Origin of the sequence: Curtobacterium sp. 18060, from assembly GCF_902706105.1 — a bacterium.
Taxonomy (GTDB): domain Bacteria; phylum Actinomycetota; class Actinomycetes; order Actinomycetales; family Microbacteriaceae; genus Curtobacterium.
Genome location: NZ_CACSJV010000003.1, coordinates 175,246 through 191,521, shown reverse-complemented (window position 1 = coordinate 191,521; position 16,276 = coordinate 175,246). Strand labels below are relative to the sequence as shown.

16 protein-coding genes and 1 pseudogene are annotated in these 16,276 nt (G+C 70.3%); 8 read left to right on the top strand and 9 right to left on the bottom strand.

Annotation, left to right across the window (positions count from 1 at the left end; genetic code table 11):
* Positions 1 to 13: 13 nt before the first annotated feature.
* Together GVL05_RS03365 and GVL05_RS03360 are read right to left on the bottom strand one after the other, a co-directional pair.
* Entirely contained in the window at positions 14 to 1,087 is a 1,074-nt protein-coding gene (locus GVL05_RS03365) for a glycosyltransferase (RefSeq protein ID WP_159571301.1), read from the bottom strand.
* Between the two features lie 5 nt (positions 1,088 to 1,092).
* Positions 1,093 to 2,100, bottom strand: coding sequence for an alpha/beta fold hydrolase (locus tag GVL05_RS03360; RefSeq protein ID WP_235035821.1), 1,008 nt, complete (start codon positions 2,098 to 2,100; stop codon positions 1,093 to 1,095).
* A gap of 113 nt (positions 2,101 to 2,213) precedes the next feature.
* On the opposite strand from GVL05_RS03360, the gene treS reads away from it, so the two are divergent.
* Together treS and GVL05_RS03350 are read left to right on the top strand one after the other, a co-directional pair.
* The gene (treS, locus tag GVL05_RS03355) at positions 2,214 to 3,923 is read left to right on the top strand and encodes a maltose alpha-D-glucosyltransferase (RefSeq protein ID WP_159571253.1); all 1,710 of its coding nucleotides are present in this window, start codon (positions 2,214 to 2,216) and stop codon (positions 3,921 to 3,923) included.
* Between the two features lie 37 nt (positions 3,924 to 3,960).
* On the top strand, positions 3,961 to 4,725 hold the full coding sequence (locus tag GVL05_RS03350; protein WP_235035820.1) for a 3'-5' exonuclease: 765 nt from the start codon (positions 3,961 to 3,963) through the stop codon (positions 4,723 to 4,725).
* Between the two features lie 76 nt (positions 4,726 to 4,801).
* Here GVL05_RS03350 and GVL05_RS03345 read toward each other — a convergent pair whose 3' ends face one another.
* From GVL05_RS03345 to glgA, 3 genes are all read right to left on the bottom strand, one after another.
* Positions 4,802 to 5,050, bottom strand: a complete 249-nt coding sequence (locus GVL05_RS03345; protein ID WP_017887280.1) for a type B 50S ribosomal protein L31 — start codon at positions 5,048 to 5,050, stop codon at positions 4,802 to 4,804.
* Between the two features lie 108 nt (positions 5,051 to 5,158).
* Positions 5,159 to 5,941, bottom strand: a complete 783-nt coding sequence (locus tag GVL05_RS03340) for an ABC transporter ATP-binding protein (RefSeq protein ID WP_111083979.1) — start codon at positions 5,939 to 5,941, stop codon at positions 5,159 to 5,161.
* A gap of 9 nt (positions 5,942 to 5,950) precedes the next feature.
* A complete protein-coding gene (gene glgA, locus GVL05_RS03335; RefSeq protein ID WP_123339671.1) occupies positions 5,951 to 7,150 on the bottom strand; it encodes a glycogen synthase in 1,200 nt (399 codons plus the stop codon).
* A 47-nt stretch (positions 7,151 to 7,197) separates the two neighbouring features.
* Here glgA and glgC point away from each other — a divergent pair, with 47 nt between their 5' ends.
* Positions 7,198 to 8,439, top strand: coding sequence for a glucose-1-phosphate adenylyltransferase (gene glgC, locus GVL05_RS03330; RefSeq protein WP_123294454.1), 1,242 nt, complete (start codon positions 7,198 to 7,200; stop codon positions 8,437 to 8,439).
* A 99-nt stretch (positions 8,440 to 8,538) separates the two neighbouring features.
* Complete coding sequence (gene serB / locus GVL05_RS03325) at positions 8,539 to 9,177, top strand: phosphoserine phosphatase SerB (protein ID WP_111083977.1); 639 nt, start codon at positions 8,539 to 8,541, stop codon at positions 9,175 to 9,177.
* Between the two features lie 127 nt (positions 9,178 to 9,304).
* Here serB and fabG read toward each other — a convergent pair whose 3' ends face one another.
* Positions 9,305 to 10,018 carry a 3-oxoacyl-ACP reductase FabG gene (gene fabG / locus GVL05_RS03320; RefSeq protein WP_159571250.1) on the bottom strand — a complete coding sequence of 238 codons (714 nt, stop codon included), beginning with the start codon at positions 10,016 to 10,018 and terminating at the stop codon, positions 9,305 to 9,307.
* 165 nt (positions 10,019 to 10,183) lie between these two features.
* On the opposite strand from fabG, the gene GVL05_RS03315 reads away from it, so the two are divergent.
* From GVL05_RS03315 to GVL05_RS03305, 3 genes and pseudogenes are all read left to right on the top strand, one after another.
* Positions 10,184 to 10,606, top strand: a complete 423-nt coding sequence (locus tag GVL05_RS03315) for a DUF3099 domain-containing protein (protein ID WP_123294380.1) — start codon at positions 10,184 to 10,186, stop codon at positions 10,604 to 10,606.
* A pseudogene (locus GVL05_RS03310) lies at positions 10,606 to 10,812 on the top strand (hypothetical protein); the annotation flags it as partial. The gene GVL05_RS03315 and the pseudogene GVL05_RS03310, both read left to right, overlap by 1 nt.
* Before the next feature lie 98 nt (positions 10,813 to 10,910).
* Complete coding sequence (locus tag GVL05_RS03305) at positions 10,911 to 11,891, top strand: SURF1 family protein (RefSeq protein ID WP_131880192.1); 981 nt, start codon at positions 10,911 to 10,913, stop codon at positions 11,889 to 11,891.
* 635 nt (positions 11,892 to 12,526) lie between these two features.
* Here GVL05_RS03305 and GVL05_RS03300 read toward each other — a convergent pair.
* On the bottom strand, positions 12,527 to 14,125 hold the full coding sequence (locus GVL05_RS03300; RefSeq protein ID WP_159571247.1) for an ABC-F family ATP-binding cassette domain-containing protein: 1,599 nt from the start codon (positions 14,123 to 14,125) through the stop codon (positions 12,527 to 12,529).
* 115 nt (positions 14,126 to 14,240) lie between these two features.
* Here GVL05_RS03300 and GVL05_RS03295 point away from each other — a divergent pair, with 115 nt between their 5' ends.
* On the top strand, positions 14,241 to 14,840 hold the full coding sequence (locus GVL05_RS03295) for a biotin transporter BioY (protein ID WP_159571244.1): 600 nt from the start codon (positions 14,241 to 14,243) through the stop codon (positions 14,838 to 14,840).
* Positions 14,841 to 15,111: 271 nt separating this feature from the next.
* Here GVL05_RS03295 and GVL05_RS03290 read toward each other — a convergent pair whose 3' ends face one another.
* Entirely contained in the window at positions 15,112 to 15,441 is a 330-nt protein-coding gene (locus GVL05_RS03290; RefSeq protein ID WP_111083972.1) for a metal-sulfur cluster assembly factor, read from the bottom strand.
* The gene (gene sufC / locus GVL05_RS03285; RefSeq protein WP_111083971.1) at positions 15,441 to 16,223 is read right to left on the bottom strand and encodes a Fe-S cluster assembly ATPase SufC; all 783 of its coding nucleotides are present in this window, start codon (positions 16,221 to 16,223) and stop codon (positions 15,441 to 15,443) included. Before sufC ends, GVL05_RS03290 begins: the two co-directional genes overlap by 1 nt.
* Positions 16,224 to 16,276: the final 53 nt, after the last annotated feature.

The following is a 16,276-nucleotide window of genomic DNA, read 5'->3' as shown; positions in this document are numbered from 1 at the left end:
CGCCCCGCCCCCGCTACCGCGCGCGCCGGTCGGCCACGGCCCGCTCGACCGCCCGCACGACCTGCTCCGCCGAGTCCTGCCACCGGAACCGCGCGGCCCGCTCGACCGACTGCGCCGAGGCCTCGTCCCACCGCTCCTCGACCCGCCGCACCGCAGCCGCCACCGCCGACGGCGACGCCGGGTCGAAGTACTCGGCCGCATCGCCCCCGATCTCGCGGAAGATCGGGATGTCGCTCACGACGACCGGGGTCCCGACGCCCATCGCCTCGACCAGCGGGATGCCGAAGCCCTCGTCGTACGACGCCGTCGCCAGGGCCGTGGCGGATCGGAGCACCGACAGGTACTCCTCGTCGGTCGCACCGTCGTGGAACACGATCGAGCCGGTCGGCGCGAGCCCCTCGATCCGTGCGCGGTCGGCGTCGGACACCCGCGACATGCAGTGCAGGGTCCAGTCCGCTCCGAGCAGCGGCAGCGCGGCCGCCAGCGTCTCGACGTTCTTGTACGGCATGAACGACCCCATGTAGACGAGCGAGCGCTCCCGCGGCGCACCCGCCGCACGCGGAGCCGCCGGGTCGGCAGCGTTGTACGCCACCGTCACCGGACGCTTCGTCAGCCGGTGCTCGGCGATGAGCCCCGCGGTGGTCTCGGACACCGTGACCACCCCGTCGGCGCCGTTCAGCAGGACGCGCTGCGGCACCCACGACAGGTGGAACGCGCGCCACCCGAGCCGGAGCGGCCACGAGAACTCGCGCGGAGGCGTCCGGTTCCGGTAGTAGATCAGGTCGTGCAGGGTGAGCACGAGTGCGTAGTCGCGCCCCCGCGAACCCATCGTCTGCATCGGCGAGAACACGGCGTCGAGGCCGAGCCGGTTCACCCGTCGTGCGACGAGCGGCTCCCCCGCGTCGGTGGGTGCCGGCAGCAGCTCCCACGGCAGGTCGCGCGGCAGTGACTCGAGCTGGCGCTCGTCGTGGACGAGCAGCACGACGTCGTGCCGGTCGGGCAGGTTCCAGGCCACTCCGGCGGTGAAGCGGCTGATGCCGTCGTGCCGGCCGATCCGCACGTACCGGCAGTCGATGCCGATCCGCAGGCGCGTCACGCGTCGGACTCCTTCGCGTCGCTCGCCGTCGCCTTCGTCGCGGTCGTCCGGGAGGCCCGTCCCGCGCCCGACGGTCGGCCTGCCTTGGTGCCGCGGCCCCGTCCAGGGCGCGCGGCCGTGTCCGCCATCCGGCGCAGCACCGCGGCGGCGGCCGGAGCCGGTGTCTCGTAGTGCACCAGGTGGCCGACCCCGGGGATGACCACGAGTTCGGCATCGCGCAGGCGGGCGGCCAGGGCACGCTGCTCGGGGACGGCCGTGATGTCGTCGTGCTCGGCAGCGATCATCAGCACCGGCACGTCGATGCGGTCCGCGTACTCGGACACGTCGTGGGTGACCGAGGTGCGGAACACCTCGAGCACGCTCGTGCGGTTCGCGAAGGCCGAGAAGTACCGGTCGTGCTGGTCGTGCACCCAGCGGCGCATCCCGCCATCGTGCGACTTGAGCATCGCGATGCTCATCACCCGCACGATGGCGGCGTTCCGCAGGATCCCGAGCCCGATCGGCTTCGGCAGCACCGCGCCGGCCTTGTAGTAGCCGATCGCGATCCCGGTGCCCACCGCGCGGGGCCCCTGCAGCGCCGGGGCGGCGATCGGGTTCACGAGGACGAGCAGCCGGGTGTCGAGCCCGGCGGCGACGGTGGCGGACACCACGATCGACCCGAACGAGTGGCCGAGGACGACGGCGTCGCGGCCGAGCCCGAGCGCCTCGTGGAACGCGCGCAACCAGCCGACGTACGACTCGATGTCCGACACCGGCAACGGGTCGGACACGCCGAAGCCGGGCAGGTCGGGCACGATCACGCGGACGTCCTGCAGGTGCGCGGCGATCGTCTCGAGGCCGTGGTGGTCGCCGCGGAACCCGTGCACCGCCAGGACGGTCTGCGTCGCGTCGGACGGCCCGTACTCCCAGTAGTGCGTGGTTCGGCCGTCGACCTGCACGGACCGGTGGACCACCGGAGTGGCGGCCATGAGCGACTGGTACGGGGAGAGCACGGGCGGTTGCATCGGTGCCAGTCTACGAAGACAACCGCACGAAACCCCGGACACCCGCAGCATCGCGCGCCTATCGTGTCCGGGGCGGGCCGTCGACGGGCCCGTCGATGACGACGAGGAGCACGGTGACCTTCACAGCCCCGATCCAGCTGCCCGGCCTGACGCTCGACCCGCAGTGGTACAAGCGCTCGGTCTTCTACGAGTGCATGATCCGCTCGTTCGTCGATTCGAACGGCGACGGGATCGGTGACCTGCAGGGCGTGATCGGCAAGCTCGACTACCTGCAGTGGCTCGGCGTCGACGCCCTGTGGCTGCCGCCGTTCTTCCAGTCGCCGATGCGCGACGGCGGGTACGACATCGCCGACTACAAGGCGATCCTGCCGGAGTTCGGCACGCTCGACGACTTCCGCGAGCTCGTCACGAAGTCGCACGAGCGCAACATGCGCATCGTCATCGACATGGTGATCAACCACACCAGCGACCAGCACGAGTGGTTCCAGCAGTCCCGCGAGGACCCCGACGGCCCCTTCGGTGACTTCTACGTCTGGCGGGACACCGACGAGGAGTACCCGAACATCCGGGTGATCTTCGTCGACACCGAGGAGTCGAACTGGACGTTCGACCCGGTCCGGCGGCAGTTCTTCTTCCACCGGTTCTTCTCGCACCAGCCCGACCTGAACTTCGAGAACCCCGCCGTGGTCGAGGCCGTGTACGACGTCGTGCGGCACTGGCTCGACCTCGGTGTCGACGGTCTGCGGCTCGACGCGATCCCGTACCTGTTCGAGTCCGAAGAGGGCAACGGCGAGGGCGAACCGGAGACCCATGAGTTCATCAAGAAGATGCGCGCGATGGTGGACGACGAGTACCCCGGCCGTGTCCTGCTCGCCGAGGCGAACCAGTGGCCGCGCGAGACCGCCGCCTTCTTCGGCACCGACGAGGAGCCCGAGTGCCACATGGCGTTCGACTTCCCGGTGATGCCCCGCATCTTCTACTCGCTCCGTGCCCAGCACGCCAAGGAGCTGTCGGCGATCCTGTCGGAGACGCTCGACGTGCCGTCCGCTGCGGCCTGGGGCGTGTTCCTCCGCAACCACGACGAGCTCACGCTCGAGATGGTCAGCGAGGAGTACCGGCAGGCCATGTACGGCTGGTACGGCTACGACCCCCGGATGCGCTCGAACATCGGCATCCGGCGCCGGCTCGCTCCCCTGCTCGACAACTCGCGTGCCGAACTCGAACTCATCCACGCGCTGCTGTTCTCGCTGCCGGGCTCGCCGTTCCTGTACTACGGCGACGAGATCGGGATGGGCGACAACATCTGGCTGCCCGACCGCGACTCGTCCCGCACGCCGATGCAGTGGACCCCCGACCGCAACGCCGGGTTCTCCACGGCAGATCCGGGCAAGCTCTACCTGCCCGTGGTGCAGTCGCTCGTGTACAACTACGCGCAGGTCAACGTCGAGGCGCAGCTCGCCCAGTCCCGCTCCCTGCTGCACTGGGTGCGCAACGTCATCCACGTGCGGAAGGCCCACCCGGTGTTCGGGCTCGGGGCCCTGCACGTGCAGGAGACCTCGAACGAGTCGGTGCTCGCGTTCGTGCGCTCGTGGGAGGGATCCGGCCAGCAGTTCGGGCCGTCGGCGGAGGACGTGCTGTGCGTGTTCTCGTTCGCCACGAACCCGACGTCGGTCACCGTGTCGGCTCCCGAGTTCGCCGGTCGGCCGCTCTACGACCTGTTCGGCGGCGGTTCGTTCCCCGCGTTCGACGAGGACGGCACCGTCACGCTGACCCTCGGGACGCAGTCGTTCTACTGGCTGCACGTCGGCGCGCCGGTCGGGTAGCACCGGTCGTGTCGGTGCGTCCCGTTAGCCTGACCGCGTGACGTTCCCCACAGCACAGCTGGATCCGACAGCACAGCTCGACACGCCCGCCCCGGCGCAGGACCTCTCCGGACGCCCCTGGTGGCACGCCCTCGGCGTCTTCGACCTCGAGACCACCGGTGTCGACGTCGAGACGGCGCGGATCGTCACGGCGCACGTCGGCCTCATCGACATGACGGGTGCCTCCATCGCCGAGGGTGCGTGGATCGCCGACCCGGGCATCGCGATCCCCGAGGGCGCCGCGGCCGTGCACGGCTACACCACCGAGCGTGCCCAGGCCGAAGGGCGTCCCGCGGCCGAGGTCGTCGCCGAGATCATCGCCGCGATCGAGGCGGTGTTCGCCCGCGGCATCCCGCTGGTGATCTACAACGCCCCGTACGACCTGACGGTCCTCGACCGCGAGGCAAAGCGGCACGGGTTCGCCTCCCCCGTCATCGGCAACGTCGTCGATCCGCTCGTGATCGACAAGGCCCTCGACACCTTCCGGAAGGGCAAGCGCACGCTCGAGGCGGCGTCCGAGCTGTACGGCGTCACCCTCGACGACGCACACGACGCCGGCGCCGACGCCATCGCCGCAGGTCGGGTCGCCCAGGCCATCGCCGCCAAGTACCAGGACGAGCTCGGCATCTCGGCAGAGGAACTCCACCGCAAGCAGGTCGGGTGGTGCGCCGAGCAGGCGACCTCGTTCCAGGAGTACATGCGCAAGAAGCGCGACCCGTCCTTCACCGCCGACGGTCGCTGGCCGCACCGCAACGGCGCCTGACCCGTGCACCGGCCGCACGACGCAGAACGGGCGGTCCTCCCGAAGGAGGACCGCCCGTTCTGCTGTTGCCGAAGGACTACTTGGAGAAGCCCTTGAAGCGCTGGTTGAACTTCTCGACGCGACCGGCCGAGTCGAGGATGCGCTGCTTGCCCGTGTAGAACGGGTGCGAAGCGGACGAGATCTCGACGTCGATCACCGGGTAGGTGGCACCGTCGAGCTCGATCGTCTTGTCGCTGTTCGCGGTCGAACGCGTCAGGAAGGTCTCACCGGAGGCCAGGTCACGGAAGACGATGGCGCGGTACTCGGGGTGGGTGTCGGTCTTCATGGAGTTTCCTCGATAGCGGTAGCGGTGGTGGGATTGCGCGAGATGCGCGGGAAGTCATCGGCTTGCGCCAGCCGTCAACGTTACCAGACGGACGGCGCGATCGCAGCGCTAGGACGCGCGCGCCGTGTACCGACCGGCGTCCTTCGTGACGGACAGCGCGATGCCGAACGCTTCGGTCAGGGTCTGGTCGGTCAGGACCTCGTCGATGGGCCCGGCGGCCTGCACGTGGCCGTCGGCGAGCACCAGCGCGTGGGTGAACCCGGCGGGGATCTCCTCGACGTGGTGGGTGACGATCACGATGGCCGGCGAGTCGGCGCTCTGGGCGTAGCCGCCGAGGGTGCGGACGAGGCTCTCACGGGCACCGAGGTCGAGCGAGGCGGCCGGTTCGTCCAGGAACAGGATCTCCGGGTCGGTCATGACGGCACGGGCGATCTGGACGCGCTTCTGCTCGCCGTCGCTCAGCTCGCCGAAGGTGCGGTCGGTGAACGACCCCAGGCCCCACTCCTCGAGCACGCGCTGGGCACGGCGGACGTCGAGCTCCTCGTACTCCTCGTTCCAGCGACCCGTGACCGAGTACGCGGCCGTCAGCACGACGTCGATGACCTTCTCGGTCACCGGGATGCGACGGGCCAGGGCGGTCGACGCGAAGCCGATGCGCGGGCGGAGCTCGAACAGGTCGGCGCCGCCCAGCTCGGTGCCGAGCACCTCGACGTCACCCGAGGTCGGGAACGTCTGGGCACCGGCGACCTGCAGCAGCGTGGTCTTGCCGGCGCCGTTCGCACCGAGCACGACCCAGCGTTCGTCGTCCTGCACCCCCCACGAGATCGAGTCGAGGATGGTGGCCCCGTTGCGGACCACGGAGACGTCTGACAAGCGCACGACCGAGGGCATGCGACCAGCCTACGGGTTCCGGCCGAGCACCTCGTCGTAGACCTGCCGTGTCCTCGTGGCGATCGCGTCCCAGGTGAACTCGGACTCGACGCGCAGGCGTCCGGCGCGGCCCATGAGCTTCGCGAGCCCCTCGTCGGCGAGTACCTCGTTGAGGGTCGCGGCCAGGTCCGCCACGTACTTGTCGGGGTCGGTCGGGGTGCCCGTGCCGTCCTGCGCCTGGTCGATCGGCACGATGCGACCGGTGAAGCCGTCCGCGACGACCTCGGGGATGCCCCCGGTGCCGGTGCCGACGACGGGGATGCCGCACGCCATGGCCTCGAGGTTCACGATGCCGAGCGGTTCGTAGATCGACGGGCACACGAACACGGTGCCCGAGGACAGCACGTTCACGATCTCCTCGTGCGCGAGCATCCGGTCGATCCAGACGACGCCCTCGCGCTGCTCGCGCAGGCCCTCGACCAGCCCGGTGACCTCGGCGAGGATCTCCGGGGTGTCCGGGGCACCGGCGCACAGCACGATCTGGACGTCCTCGGGGAGCGACGCCACGGCACGGAGCAGGTAGGGCAGGCCCTTCTGCCGGGTGATGCGACCGACGAAGACGACGCTGGGGCGCGACGGGTCGATGCCGAGGGCGCGGACGGCGTCCTCGTCGACCTGCGGCTTCCAGGCGTCGATGTCGATGCCGTTGTAGACGACGTGCACCTTCGCCGGGTCGATCGACGGGTACGAGCGCAGGATGTCGGCGCGCATGGCCTTCGACACCGCGATGACGCCGTCGGCGTTCTCGAACGCCTCGCGCTCCATCCAGCTCGACAGGCGGTAGCCGCCGCCGAGCTGCTCGGCCTTCCACGGGCGGAGCGGCTCGAGGCTGTGCGCCGTGACGACGTGGGGGATCCCGTAGGTCAACTGCGCGATCCGGCCCGCCGAGTTCGCGTACCAGGTGTGCGAGTGCACGAGGTCGGCGCCCTCGACGTCGGCGGCGATGGCCACGTCGGTACCGAGCGCCTGCAGCGCGCCGTTCGCCTGCTCGAGGCCGGCCGGCGTGCGGTACCCCCAGACGTCGGCTTCGTCGCGGAAGGCCCCGAACGCCCGGACACGGACGTCGGTGTCCGTCCCCGACCGCAGCGCAGCGGTGAGTTCGGACACGTGGACACCCGCACCGCCGTAGACCTCCGGCGGATACTCCCTGGTCAGCAGATCGACTCGCACTGGATCAACGTAACCGGTTCCCAGTGCTGACGCCTACTGTGAGCGGCATGGCACCAAAGAAGGTCTTCGGCATCGTGCTCGCTGGCGGCGAGGGGAAACGGCTCATGCCACTCACGGCCGACCGGGCGAAGCCCGCAGTCCCGTTCGGCGGGAACTTCCGTCTCATCGACTTCGCGCTGTCGAACCTGGTGAACTCCGGTCTGCAGAAGATCGTCGTCCTCACCCAGTACAAGTCGCACAGTCTCGACCGGCACGTCGCCGAGACCTGGCGCATGGAGGGCCTGCTCGGGTCCTACGTGGCGTCGGTCCCCGCGCAGCAGCGACTCGGCAAGCGCTGGTTCGCCGGTTCGGCCGACGCGATCCTGCAGTCGCTCAACCTGCTCCGCGACGAGCGTCCCGACATCGTCGTCGTGGTCGGCGCCGATCACGTGTACCGGATGGACTTCCACCAGATGGTCGAGGCGCACATCGCCTCGGGTCGCAGCGCCACCGTCGCGGCGATCCGTCAGCCCATCGAGCTCGCCGACCAGTTCGGCGTCATCCAGGTGGACGCCGACGACCCGACGAAGATCGACGCCTTCCTCGAGAAGCCGAAGAACCCGGTCGGGCTCGCTGACTCCCCCGGCGAGGTCCTCGCCTCGATGGGCAACTACGTGTTCAACGCGGACGCCCTCGTCGACGCGGTGCTCCGCGACGGCCAGGTCGAGTCGTCCGCGCACGACATGGGCGGCGACATCGTCCCCGACTTCGTGGACCGCGGCGACGCCGGGGTCTACGACCTGCAGCGCAACGAGGTCCCCGGGTCCACCGACCGTGACAAGTACTACTGGCGCGACGTGGGGACGATCGACTCGTTCTTCGACGCGCACATGGACCTCATCGCCCCGGTACCGGTCTTCAACCTGTACAACCAGGACTGGCCGATCTTCAACCAGCAGACGAACCTGCCGCCGGCGAAGTTCGTGCGGGACGCCAACGGCAACACCGGTTCGACGGTCGACTCGCTCGTGTCGCTCGGCTGCCTGGTGTCGGGCGCACAGGTCGAACGCAGCATGATCGGCCCGTGGTGCGGGATCGACTCCGGCGCGAAGGTCCTCGACTCGATCGTCTTCGAGCGGGCGACGATCGGCGCCGGTTCGGTCGTGAACCGGGCGATCCTGGACAAGGACGTCGTCATCGCGCCAGGAGCGCAGGTCGGCATCGACCGTGAGGCCGACGAGGCCCGCGGCTTCACCGTGACCGAGTCGGGCATCACCGTGGTCGGCAAGGGCGTCCGCGTCGACGCGTAGCGTCGGCCGGTCGCGTCGACACCGACGAACGGACGGACAGGAGGCACGGCTCGCGTCACGGCCGCGGGCCGTGCCTCCGTCTGTCGGTACCGTTGGTCCGTGCCCCGCTTCCTCGTCGTCCTCGATGCCGATTCCACCCTCCTCGAGGACGAGGTGATCGAACTCCTCGCTGACACCGCCGGGACCCGGCCACAGGTCGCGGCGATCACGGAGCGCGCCATGCGCGGGGAGATCGACTTCGCCGAGAGCCTCCGGGAGCGTGTCGCGACCCTTGCGGGCCTCCCGGTCGACGTCTTCCGACGCGCACAGCAGGCGGTCCGCGTGACGCGGGGTGCCGACCAACTCGTCCGCGGCGTGCACGCCGCCGGTGGGACCGTCGGTGTCGTGTCCGGCGGCTTCCACGAGGTCCTCGACCCGTTCGCCGAGCAGCTCGGTCTCGACCACTGCCGGGCGAACCGACTCGAGGTGGCCGACGGCGTGCTGACCGGACGTGTGCTCGGCGACGTCGTGGACGCGCACGCCAAGGCCGTCGCCCTGCGCGAGTGGGCCGAGGCCGACGGCGTGGACGCGGTCCGCACCGTCGCGATCGGCGACGGGGCGAACGACCTCGAGATGATGCGCGTCGCCGCCCTGTCGGTGGCGTTCGACGCGAAGCCGCGCGTGCGGGAGCAGGCGGACGTCGCCGTCGTGGACCGCGACCTGTCCGCCGTGCTCGCGACGCTCGGCCTGCGCGGCTGACGCTCCGCCGCTCCTCGCAGCCGAGCCTCGCGCACGGCGACACTGCTCGGCCCGCGCGGCCCGAGCAGTGTCGCTCAGCCCGAGACTCGGGCCTGGCAGGCCGAGCCGGGCGCGCCGGGCGGGCTGGCTAGTGGCCCATGCCGAGGCCGCCGTCGACCGGGATGATCGCGCCGGAGACGTAGCCGGCCCCGTCGCTCGCCAGGAACAGCGTGGCGTCGGCGACGTCGTCGACCGTGCCGTACCGGGCCGCCGGGATCGCGTTCTTGAACTCGGCCTGCAGCTCGTCGGACAGCGCGGCCGTCATGTCGGTCTGGATGAACCCGGGCGCGACGACGTTGGCGGTGATGCCACGCGAGCCGAGCTCACGGGTGATCGACCGGGCCATGCCGACCAGGGCGGCCTTCGACGACGCGTAGTTGACCTGGCCGATCTGGCCGTAGGCGCCGACAACGCTCGACATGAGCACGATGCGACCGAACTTCGCCTTCATCATGCCCTTGGTCGCGCGCTTCACGACCCGGAACGTGCCGGTCAGGTTGGTGTCGACGACGCTCGTGAAGTCGTCCTCGGACATGCGGAGCAGCAGCTGGTCGTTCGTGATGCCGGCGTTGGCCACGAGCACCTCGATCGGTCCGAGCTCGGCCTCGACCTGCGTGAAGGCGGCGTCCACCGAGGCCGTGTCGGTGATGTCGGCCTGCACGGTGAGGGCCCCTTCGGGTCCGCCCTGTCCGCTGCGCGACGTGACCGCGACGCGGTGCCCGGCGGCGACGAAACGCTCGGCGAGGGCGTGGCCGATGCCGCGGTTGCCGCCGGTGATCAGGACGGTACGGGGGGTGCTCATGGTCGCTCCGTTCGGTGGTGGTGTGCGGTCGTGTCGTGCCGACGGGTCGGCGGACACGCCCGGACGAGCGTAGCGGAGCCAGCACCGCAGCCCGTTCGCGCGCGGCGCACCCACGATCGGCCCCGGAGGCTTAGGCTGGACCACGGGTAGACGGAGACCATCTGTATGAAGAGCACGCACACCAGCATCACCACGCTCCCGGATTCGCCGGAGCTGGACCGGGCGCACCGCCTGTCCCGCTACGTGTGGCAGATGGCCATCCGCGTCGTCCTCTTCGTCGTGGCCGTGCTCGTCTACTCCATCTGGCACTCCTGGATCGCCGTCGTGCCGATCGTCCTCGCCGCCGTGATCCCCTGGGTCGCCGTGATCGTCGCGAACGCCGGCAGCCGGACCGAGAGCGACATGATCTCGCCCGCGGGTGCGATGCAGCTCTACGACGCGGTCGATCCGGGCCTCCGCGAGCAGCAGGAAGAGGACCGGGCCCAGGCCTACCGCGACGAGCAGGACCGCCTCCGGCAGCAGGCCCAGCACGCGCAGGACGAGTGGCAGCGCAACGGCGACCGCTCGAAGATGTGGGGACCCCGCTGATGGGCGCGACCTTCGACCTGCACACCGAGCCGGGTTCGACCCCCGTCTGCTCCCGAGCCGGCTGCTCCAACACAGCAGCGTGGCGGGTGAACTGGCGCAACCCCCGGATCCACTCCGCCGACCGCGTGAAGATCTGGGCCGCGTGCGAGGAGCACCGCGACTTCCTCGCCGACTACCTGCGGTCCCGCACCTTCCCGGTGCGCGTCACCGGCATGCACGAGGACGTCGACCGGCTCGACGACGAACGCGACCCGGCCGCGTCGCCGAAGAACGACGTCGGGGTGCGCTCCACCGGCACCGGTCGATGACCGACGACTTCGACCCGCACTCCCGGTACGGCCGGAAGCACGCTGCCAAGCTGCAACGCGCCGCCGACCACGCCCGTCGCTCAGTGCCGGACGACGAACGCCCCACCCAGGACCCGGACGAGCCCTTCGTCGGCTGGCACTTCGTCCGCAGTCGCCGCTGGCTCGGGTACTTCGCGATCGCCGTCGCCTTCGCGATCGTCTGCGCCCTGTTCGGCATGTGGCAGTGGGACCGCCGCAACGAAGCGGTGCGCCAGAACGAGCAGGTCGCCCAGAACTACGACCACACGCCGGTCCCCCTCGACCAGGCGCTGCCGACGGCGTCGAGCTGGCAGGACGAGCAGGAGTGGCTCCGCGTCTCCGTGACCGGCCGCTACGACATCGACGCGCAGCTGCTCGTCCGCAACCGCGTGCACAACGGCCAGCCTGGCTTCGAGGTCCTGACCCCCCTGGTCACCGACGACGGCCGCGCGTTCATCGTCGACCGCGGCTGGGTCCCCACCGGCAACGCGCAGGACGCCCCCGACCACGTTCCCGCTCCACCGTCGGGCGAGGTCACGGCGATCGTCCGGCTACAGCAGAGCGAGCCCCGGATCCCCGGCCGTACCGACCCCGCGCACACGGACCAGGTGCAGTCGGTGACCCTGGCCGACGTCGCGAAGAAGGTCGACACCCCGATCTGGACGGGTGCGTACGGCGAGCTCGCCTCCGAGTCCCCCGCACCGACCGAGGCGCGCCCACTCGGCTGGGAGCGTCCCACCGCCGACACCGGCCTGCACCTGAGCTACTTCATCCAGTGGTTCCTGTTCGCGGCCGGCGGCTTCGGGTTCCTGGCGTACGTGATGGTGCAGGAGTACCGGAACCTCAACCAGGACGACCCGGAGGAACGCGAGCGCGCCCAGGAGCGGCAGCGCCGCAAGGACGCCAAGCCGAAGACCGACGCCGAGATCGAGGACGACCTGATCGCGTCCCGCCGCTGACGCGCGCGCTTGTGTGCGCGCGTCGGCGCACCGTGCGCACCTCGCAACCCCGTGCGCGCTTCCGCGCACCGTGCCCCACTGCAAGCGCGCACCCAGCCCACAACGCCGCACCGGACGGCGAACCCGGCACCGTGCGGACGGGAGGCACGGTGCACGACCGGCACCGCGCCTCCAGGCCGCACCGTGCGCACCTCGCAACCCCGTGCGCGCTTCCGCGCACCGTGCCCCACTGCAAGCGCGCACCCAGCCCACAACGCCGCACCGGACGGCGAACCCGGCACCGTGCGGACGGGAGGCCCGGCGCACGACCGGCACCGCGCCTCCAGGCCGCACCGTGCGCACCTCGTGACCCCGTGCGCGCTTCCGCGCACCGTGCCCCACTGCAAGCGCGCACCCAGCGCGCAACGCCGCACCGGATGGCGAACCCGGCACCGTGCGGACGGGAGGCCCGGCGCACGACCGGCACCGCGCCTCCAGGCCGCACCGTGCGCACCTCGCAGCCCCGTGAGCGCTTCCCCGCACCGTGCCCCACTGGAAGCGCGCACCCAGCCCACAACGCCGCACCGGACGACGAACCCGGCACCGTGCGGACAGGCTCCGCCTGGCCGCCCGGCTGCCCTGCCGGCCGACCGGCGTCAGGCGAGCTCGATGAGCTCCGCGTAGTCCTTGTTCCAGTGGTCCTCGGTGCCGTCCGGCAGGAGCAGCACGCGCTCGGGGTTGAGCGCCTCGACGGCACCGGCGTCGTGCGACACCAGGACGACGGCGCCCTCGAACCCAGCGAGGGCGTTGAGGATCTCCTCACGCGACGCCGGGTCGAGGTTGTTCGTCGGTTCGTCGAGCAGCAGCACGTTCGCGCCCGAGACGACGATCATCGCGAGCGACAGTCGGGTCTTCTCGCCACCGGACAGGACCCCGGCCTTCTTGTAGCCGTCGTCCCCGGTGAACAGGAACGACCCGAGCACGCGACGGGCCTCGGTCTCGTTGAGGTCGGTCGACGCCGACACCATGTTCTCGATCACGGTGCGGTTGATGTCGATGTTCTCGTGCTCCTGCGCGTAGTACCCGATGCGCAGGCCGTGGCCGGGCTGGATCTCACCGGTGTCGGGCAGGTCGGCACCCGCGAGGATGCGGAGCAGCGTCGTCTTGCCAGCACCGTTGAACCCGAGGATGACGACGCGCGAACCGCGGTCGATCGCCAGGTCGACGCCCGCGAAGATCTCGAGCGACCCGTAGGACTTCGACAGCCCCTCGGCCATGAGCGGCGTGCGGCCGCACGGGGCCGGCGTGGGGAAGCGGATCTTGGCGACCCGGTCGGCGACGCGCTCGTCCTCGAGACCCGCGAGCAGCTTGTCGGCACGCGCGACCATCTGGTGAGCCGCGGCGGCCTTCGAGGCCTTCGCACCGAACCGAGCGGCCTGGTCCTTCAACGTCGCGGCCTTCTTCTCGGCGCCGGCGCGCTCCTTGCGGCGACGCTCCTCGTCGGCGACGCGCTGCCGCTGGTAGAGCTTCCAGCCCATGTTGTAGATGTCGATCGTCTGGCGGTTGGCGTCGAGGTAGAACACGCGGTTGACGACCTCTTCCACGAGTTCGACGTCGTGGGAGATGATGATGACGCCACCGGGGTAGGTCTTCAGGTGCTCGCGCAGCCACACGACCGAGTCGGCGTCGAGGTGGTTCGTGGGCTCGTCGAGGATCATCGTCTCGGCATCCGAGAACAGGATGCGCGCGAGCTCGATGCGACGACGCTGACCACCGGACAGGGTCTTGAGCTGCTGGTCGAGGATGCGGTCCGGCAGCTTGAGGTTCGATGCGATCGACGCCGCCTCGGCCTCGGCCGCGTAGCCGCCGAGCGCGTTGAACTGGTCGTCGAGCCGGCTGTACCGGCGCATCGCCTTCTCGGCGACGGCGGTGTCCTCGCTCGCCATGTCGAGCGTGGCGAGGCGGATGCCCTCCACGAGCTCACCGAGCCCGCGGGCGTCGAGGATGCGCTTGCGCGCGGTCTCCTCCGGGTCGCCGGAGCGCGGGTCCTGCGGCAGGTAGCCGATCTCACCACCGCGATCGATCGTGCCGCCATTTGGCTGCGTCTCGCCCGCGAGGGCCTTGGTCATCGTCGTCTTCCCCGCGCCGTTGCGGCCGACGAGTCCGATCTTGTCACCCTTCTCGACACGGAAGGACACGTCTTCCATGAGGAGACGAGCTCCGACGCGGATCTCGAGTTCGTGCACGGCAAGCACAGTGGACGTCCAATCAGTTGGTGGGTTTGCACAACGACGTGTGCGTGAGGTGCACCGCTACGCTGACGGGACCGATGGTTCCGAACGGGACCAGCAGTCCATTCTAGGAGAATCCATGACGAACGCCACCGGGTTCGCTCCCCGCGCAGTCCTCGCCGACCGTCTGCGGACGCACGGGCTGGCCACGAACGCCGCCCTCGTCGCCGGCGGAGCCCTGTTCACCGCTGCAATGGCACAGCTCGAGGTCCCGATGTGGCCGGTCCCGATCACCGGGCAGACGCTCGCCGTCGTGCTCGTCGGCGCGACCCTGGGTGCCCGACGCGGCATGCTCTCGCTGCTCGTCTACGCCGTCGCCGGCCTGGCGGGCGCACCGTTCTTCGCCGACATGACCGGCGGCCTGCAGGCCCTGGCCGTGCCGAGCTTCGGCTACGTCATCGGGTTCATCCCCGCCGCGGGCGTCGTCGGTTGGCTGGCCCGCCGCAACTGGGACCGTCACTTCGGGCGCGCAGCCGTCGCGATGCTGCTCGCGAGCGCCATCCCGTTCGTGACCGGACTGCCGTACCTGGCGGTCGTGCTCGGGCAGCTCGGCGCACCGGACGACCTGCAGTCGGTGCTCGCCGCCGGCCTGTACCCGTTCATCGTCGGTGGGATCGCGAAGGCGCTCATCGCCGCGGGCATCGTGCCGCTCGCGTGGAAGGCGCTCGGCCGCCGCTGACGCTGCGCACGACAACGGCCCCGCACCGATCGGTGCGGGGCCGTTGTGCGTCCGCTGCGTGCGGGGCGGCGGGCCGTGGGTCGGTCACGACTCCCCGCCAGCCGGACGCCGAGTGGTCACCTTCCGTCGCCCGGAGCGCGGTCGGCCGACAGAACGTGACCACTCGGCGAACGTGAGCGGCGTGTCGCGCCCCGCGCGTGTCGCGACCACGGACAGACGGGAGGCCCGGTGCCAGCTGGCACCGGGCCTCCCGTCTGCGGTGTGGTCGCGACTAGATCGCGAACCCGAGCGCGCGCATCATCTCGCGCCCGTCGTCGGTGATCCGCTCCGGACCCCACGGCGGCATCCAGACCCAGTTGATGCGGAAGGCGTCCACGATGCCGTCGAGGGCGTTCGCGGTGTCACCCTCGATGACGTCGGTCAGCGGGCAGCCGGCACTCGTCAGCGTCATGCTGATCACGAGCGCCGAGGCCTCGTCGTCCCAGGCCAGGTCGTAGATCAGGCCGAGGTCGACGATGTTGACGCCGAGCTCCGGGTCCTGGACCTCCTTCAGGCCCTCGACGACCTCGTCGAACTTCTCCGGGGCGAGTGCCGCGATCATCAGGCCTGCGCCTCTGCGGCGGACGCCGCCGCGGCCTGCACGTAGCGGTCGTAGCCCTCGTTCTCGAGGCGGTCGGCGAGCTCCGGGCCACCCTGCTCGGCGACCTTGCCCGCGACGAACACGTGGACGAAGTCCGGCTTGATGTAGCGGAGGATGCGCGTGTAGTGCGTGATGAGCAGCACGCCCAGGCCGGTCGCGGCCTTGGCGCGGTTCACGCCCTCGGACACGATCTTCAGCGCGTCGACGTCGAGGCCGGAGTCGGTCTCGTCGAGCACGGCGAAGCGGGGCTTGAGGAGCTCGAGCTGCATGATCTCGTGGCGCTTCTTCTCGCCACCGGAGAAGCCCTCGTTGACGTTGCGCTCGGCGAACGACGAGTCCATCTTGAGGTCGGCCATCGACTGGCGGAGTTCCTTGATCCAGCCGCGCAGGGCCGGGGCCTCGCCGTCGATCGCCGTCTTGGCGGTGCGGAGGAAGTTCGACACCGTCACGCCGGGGATCTCGACCGGGTACTGCATCGCCAGGAACATGCCGGCACGGGCGCGCTCGTCGACGCTCATCGCGAGGACGTCCTCGCCATCGAGGGTGATCGAGCCACCGACGACGTTGTACCGGGGGTGCCCGGCGATCGTGTACGCCAGCGTGGACTTGCCGGAGCCGTTCGGCCCCATGATCGCGTGGATCTCGCCCTCGTTGATCGTGAGGTCGACACCCTTGAGGATCTCCTTGGTGCCCTGATCGGTGTCGATCGAGACCTGGAGGTCGCGGATTTCCAGAGTGGACATTGCTTGGGTTCCTTCGGTTTTCTGTCGTGTCGCGGACGGGCCGCGGAAAGTGT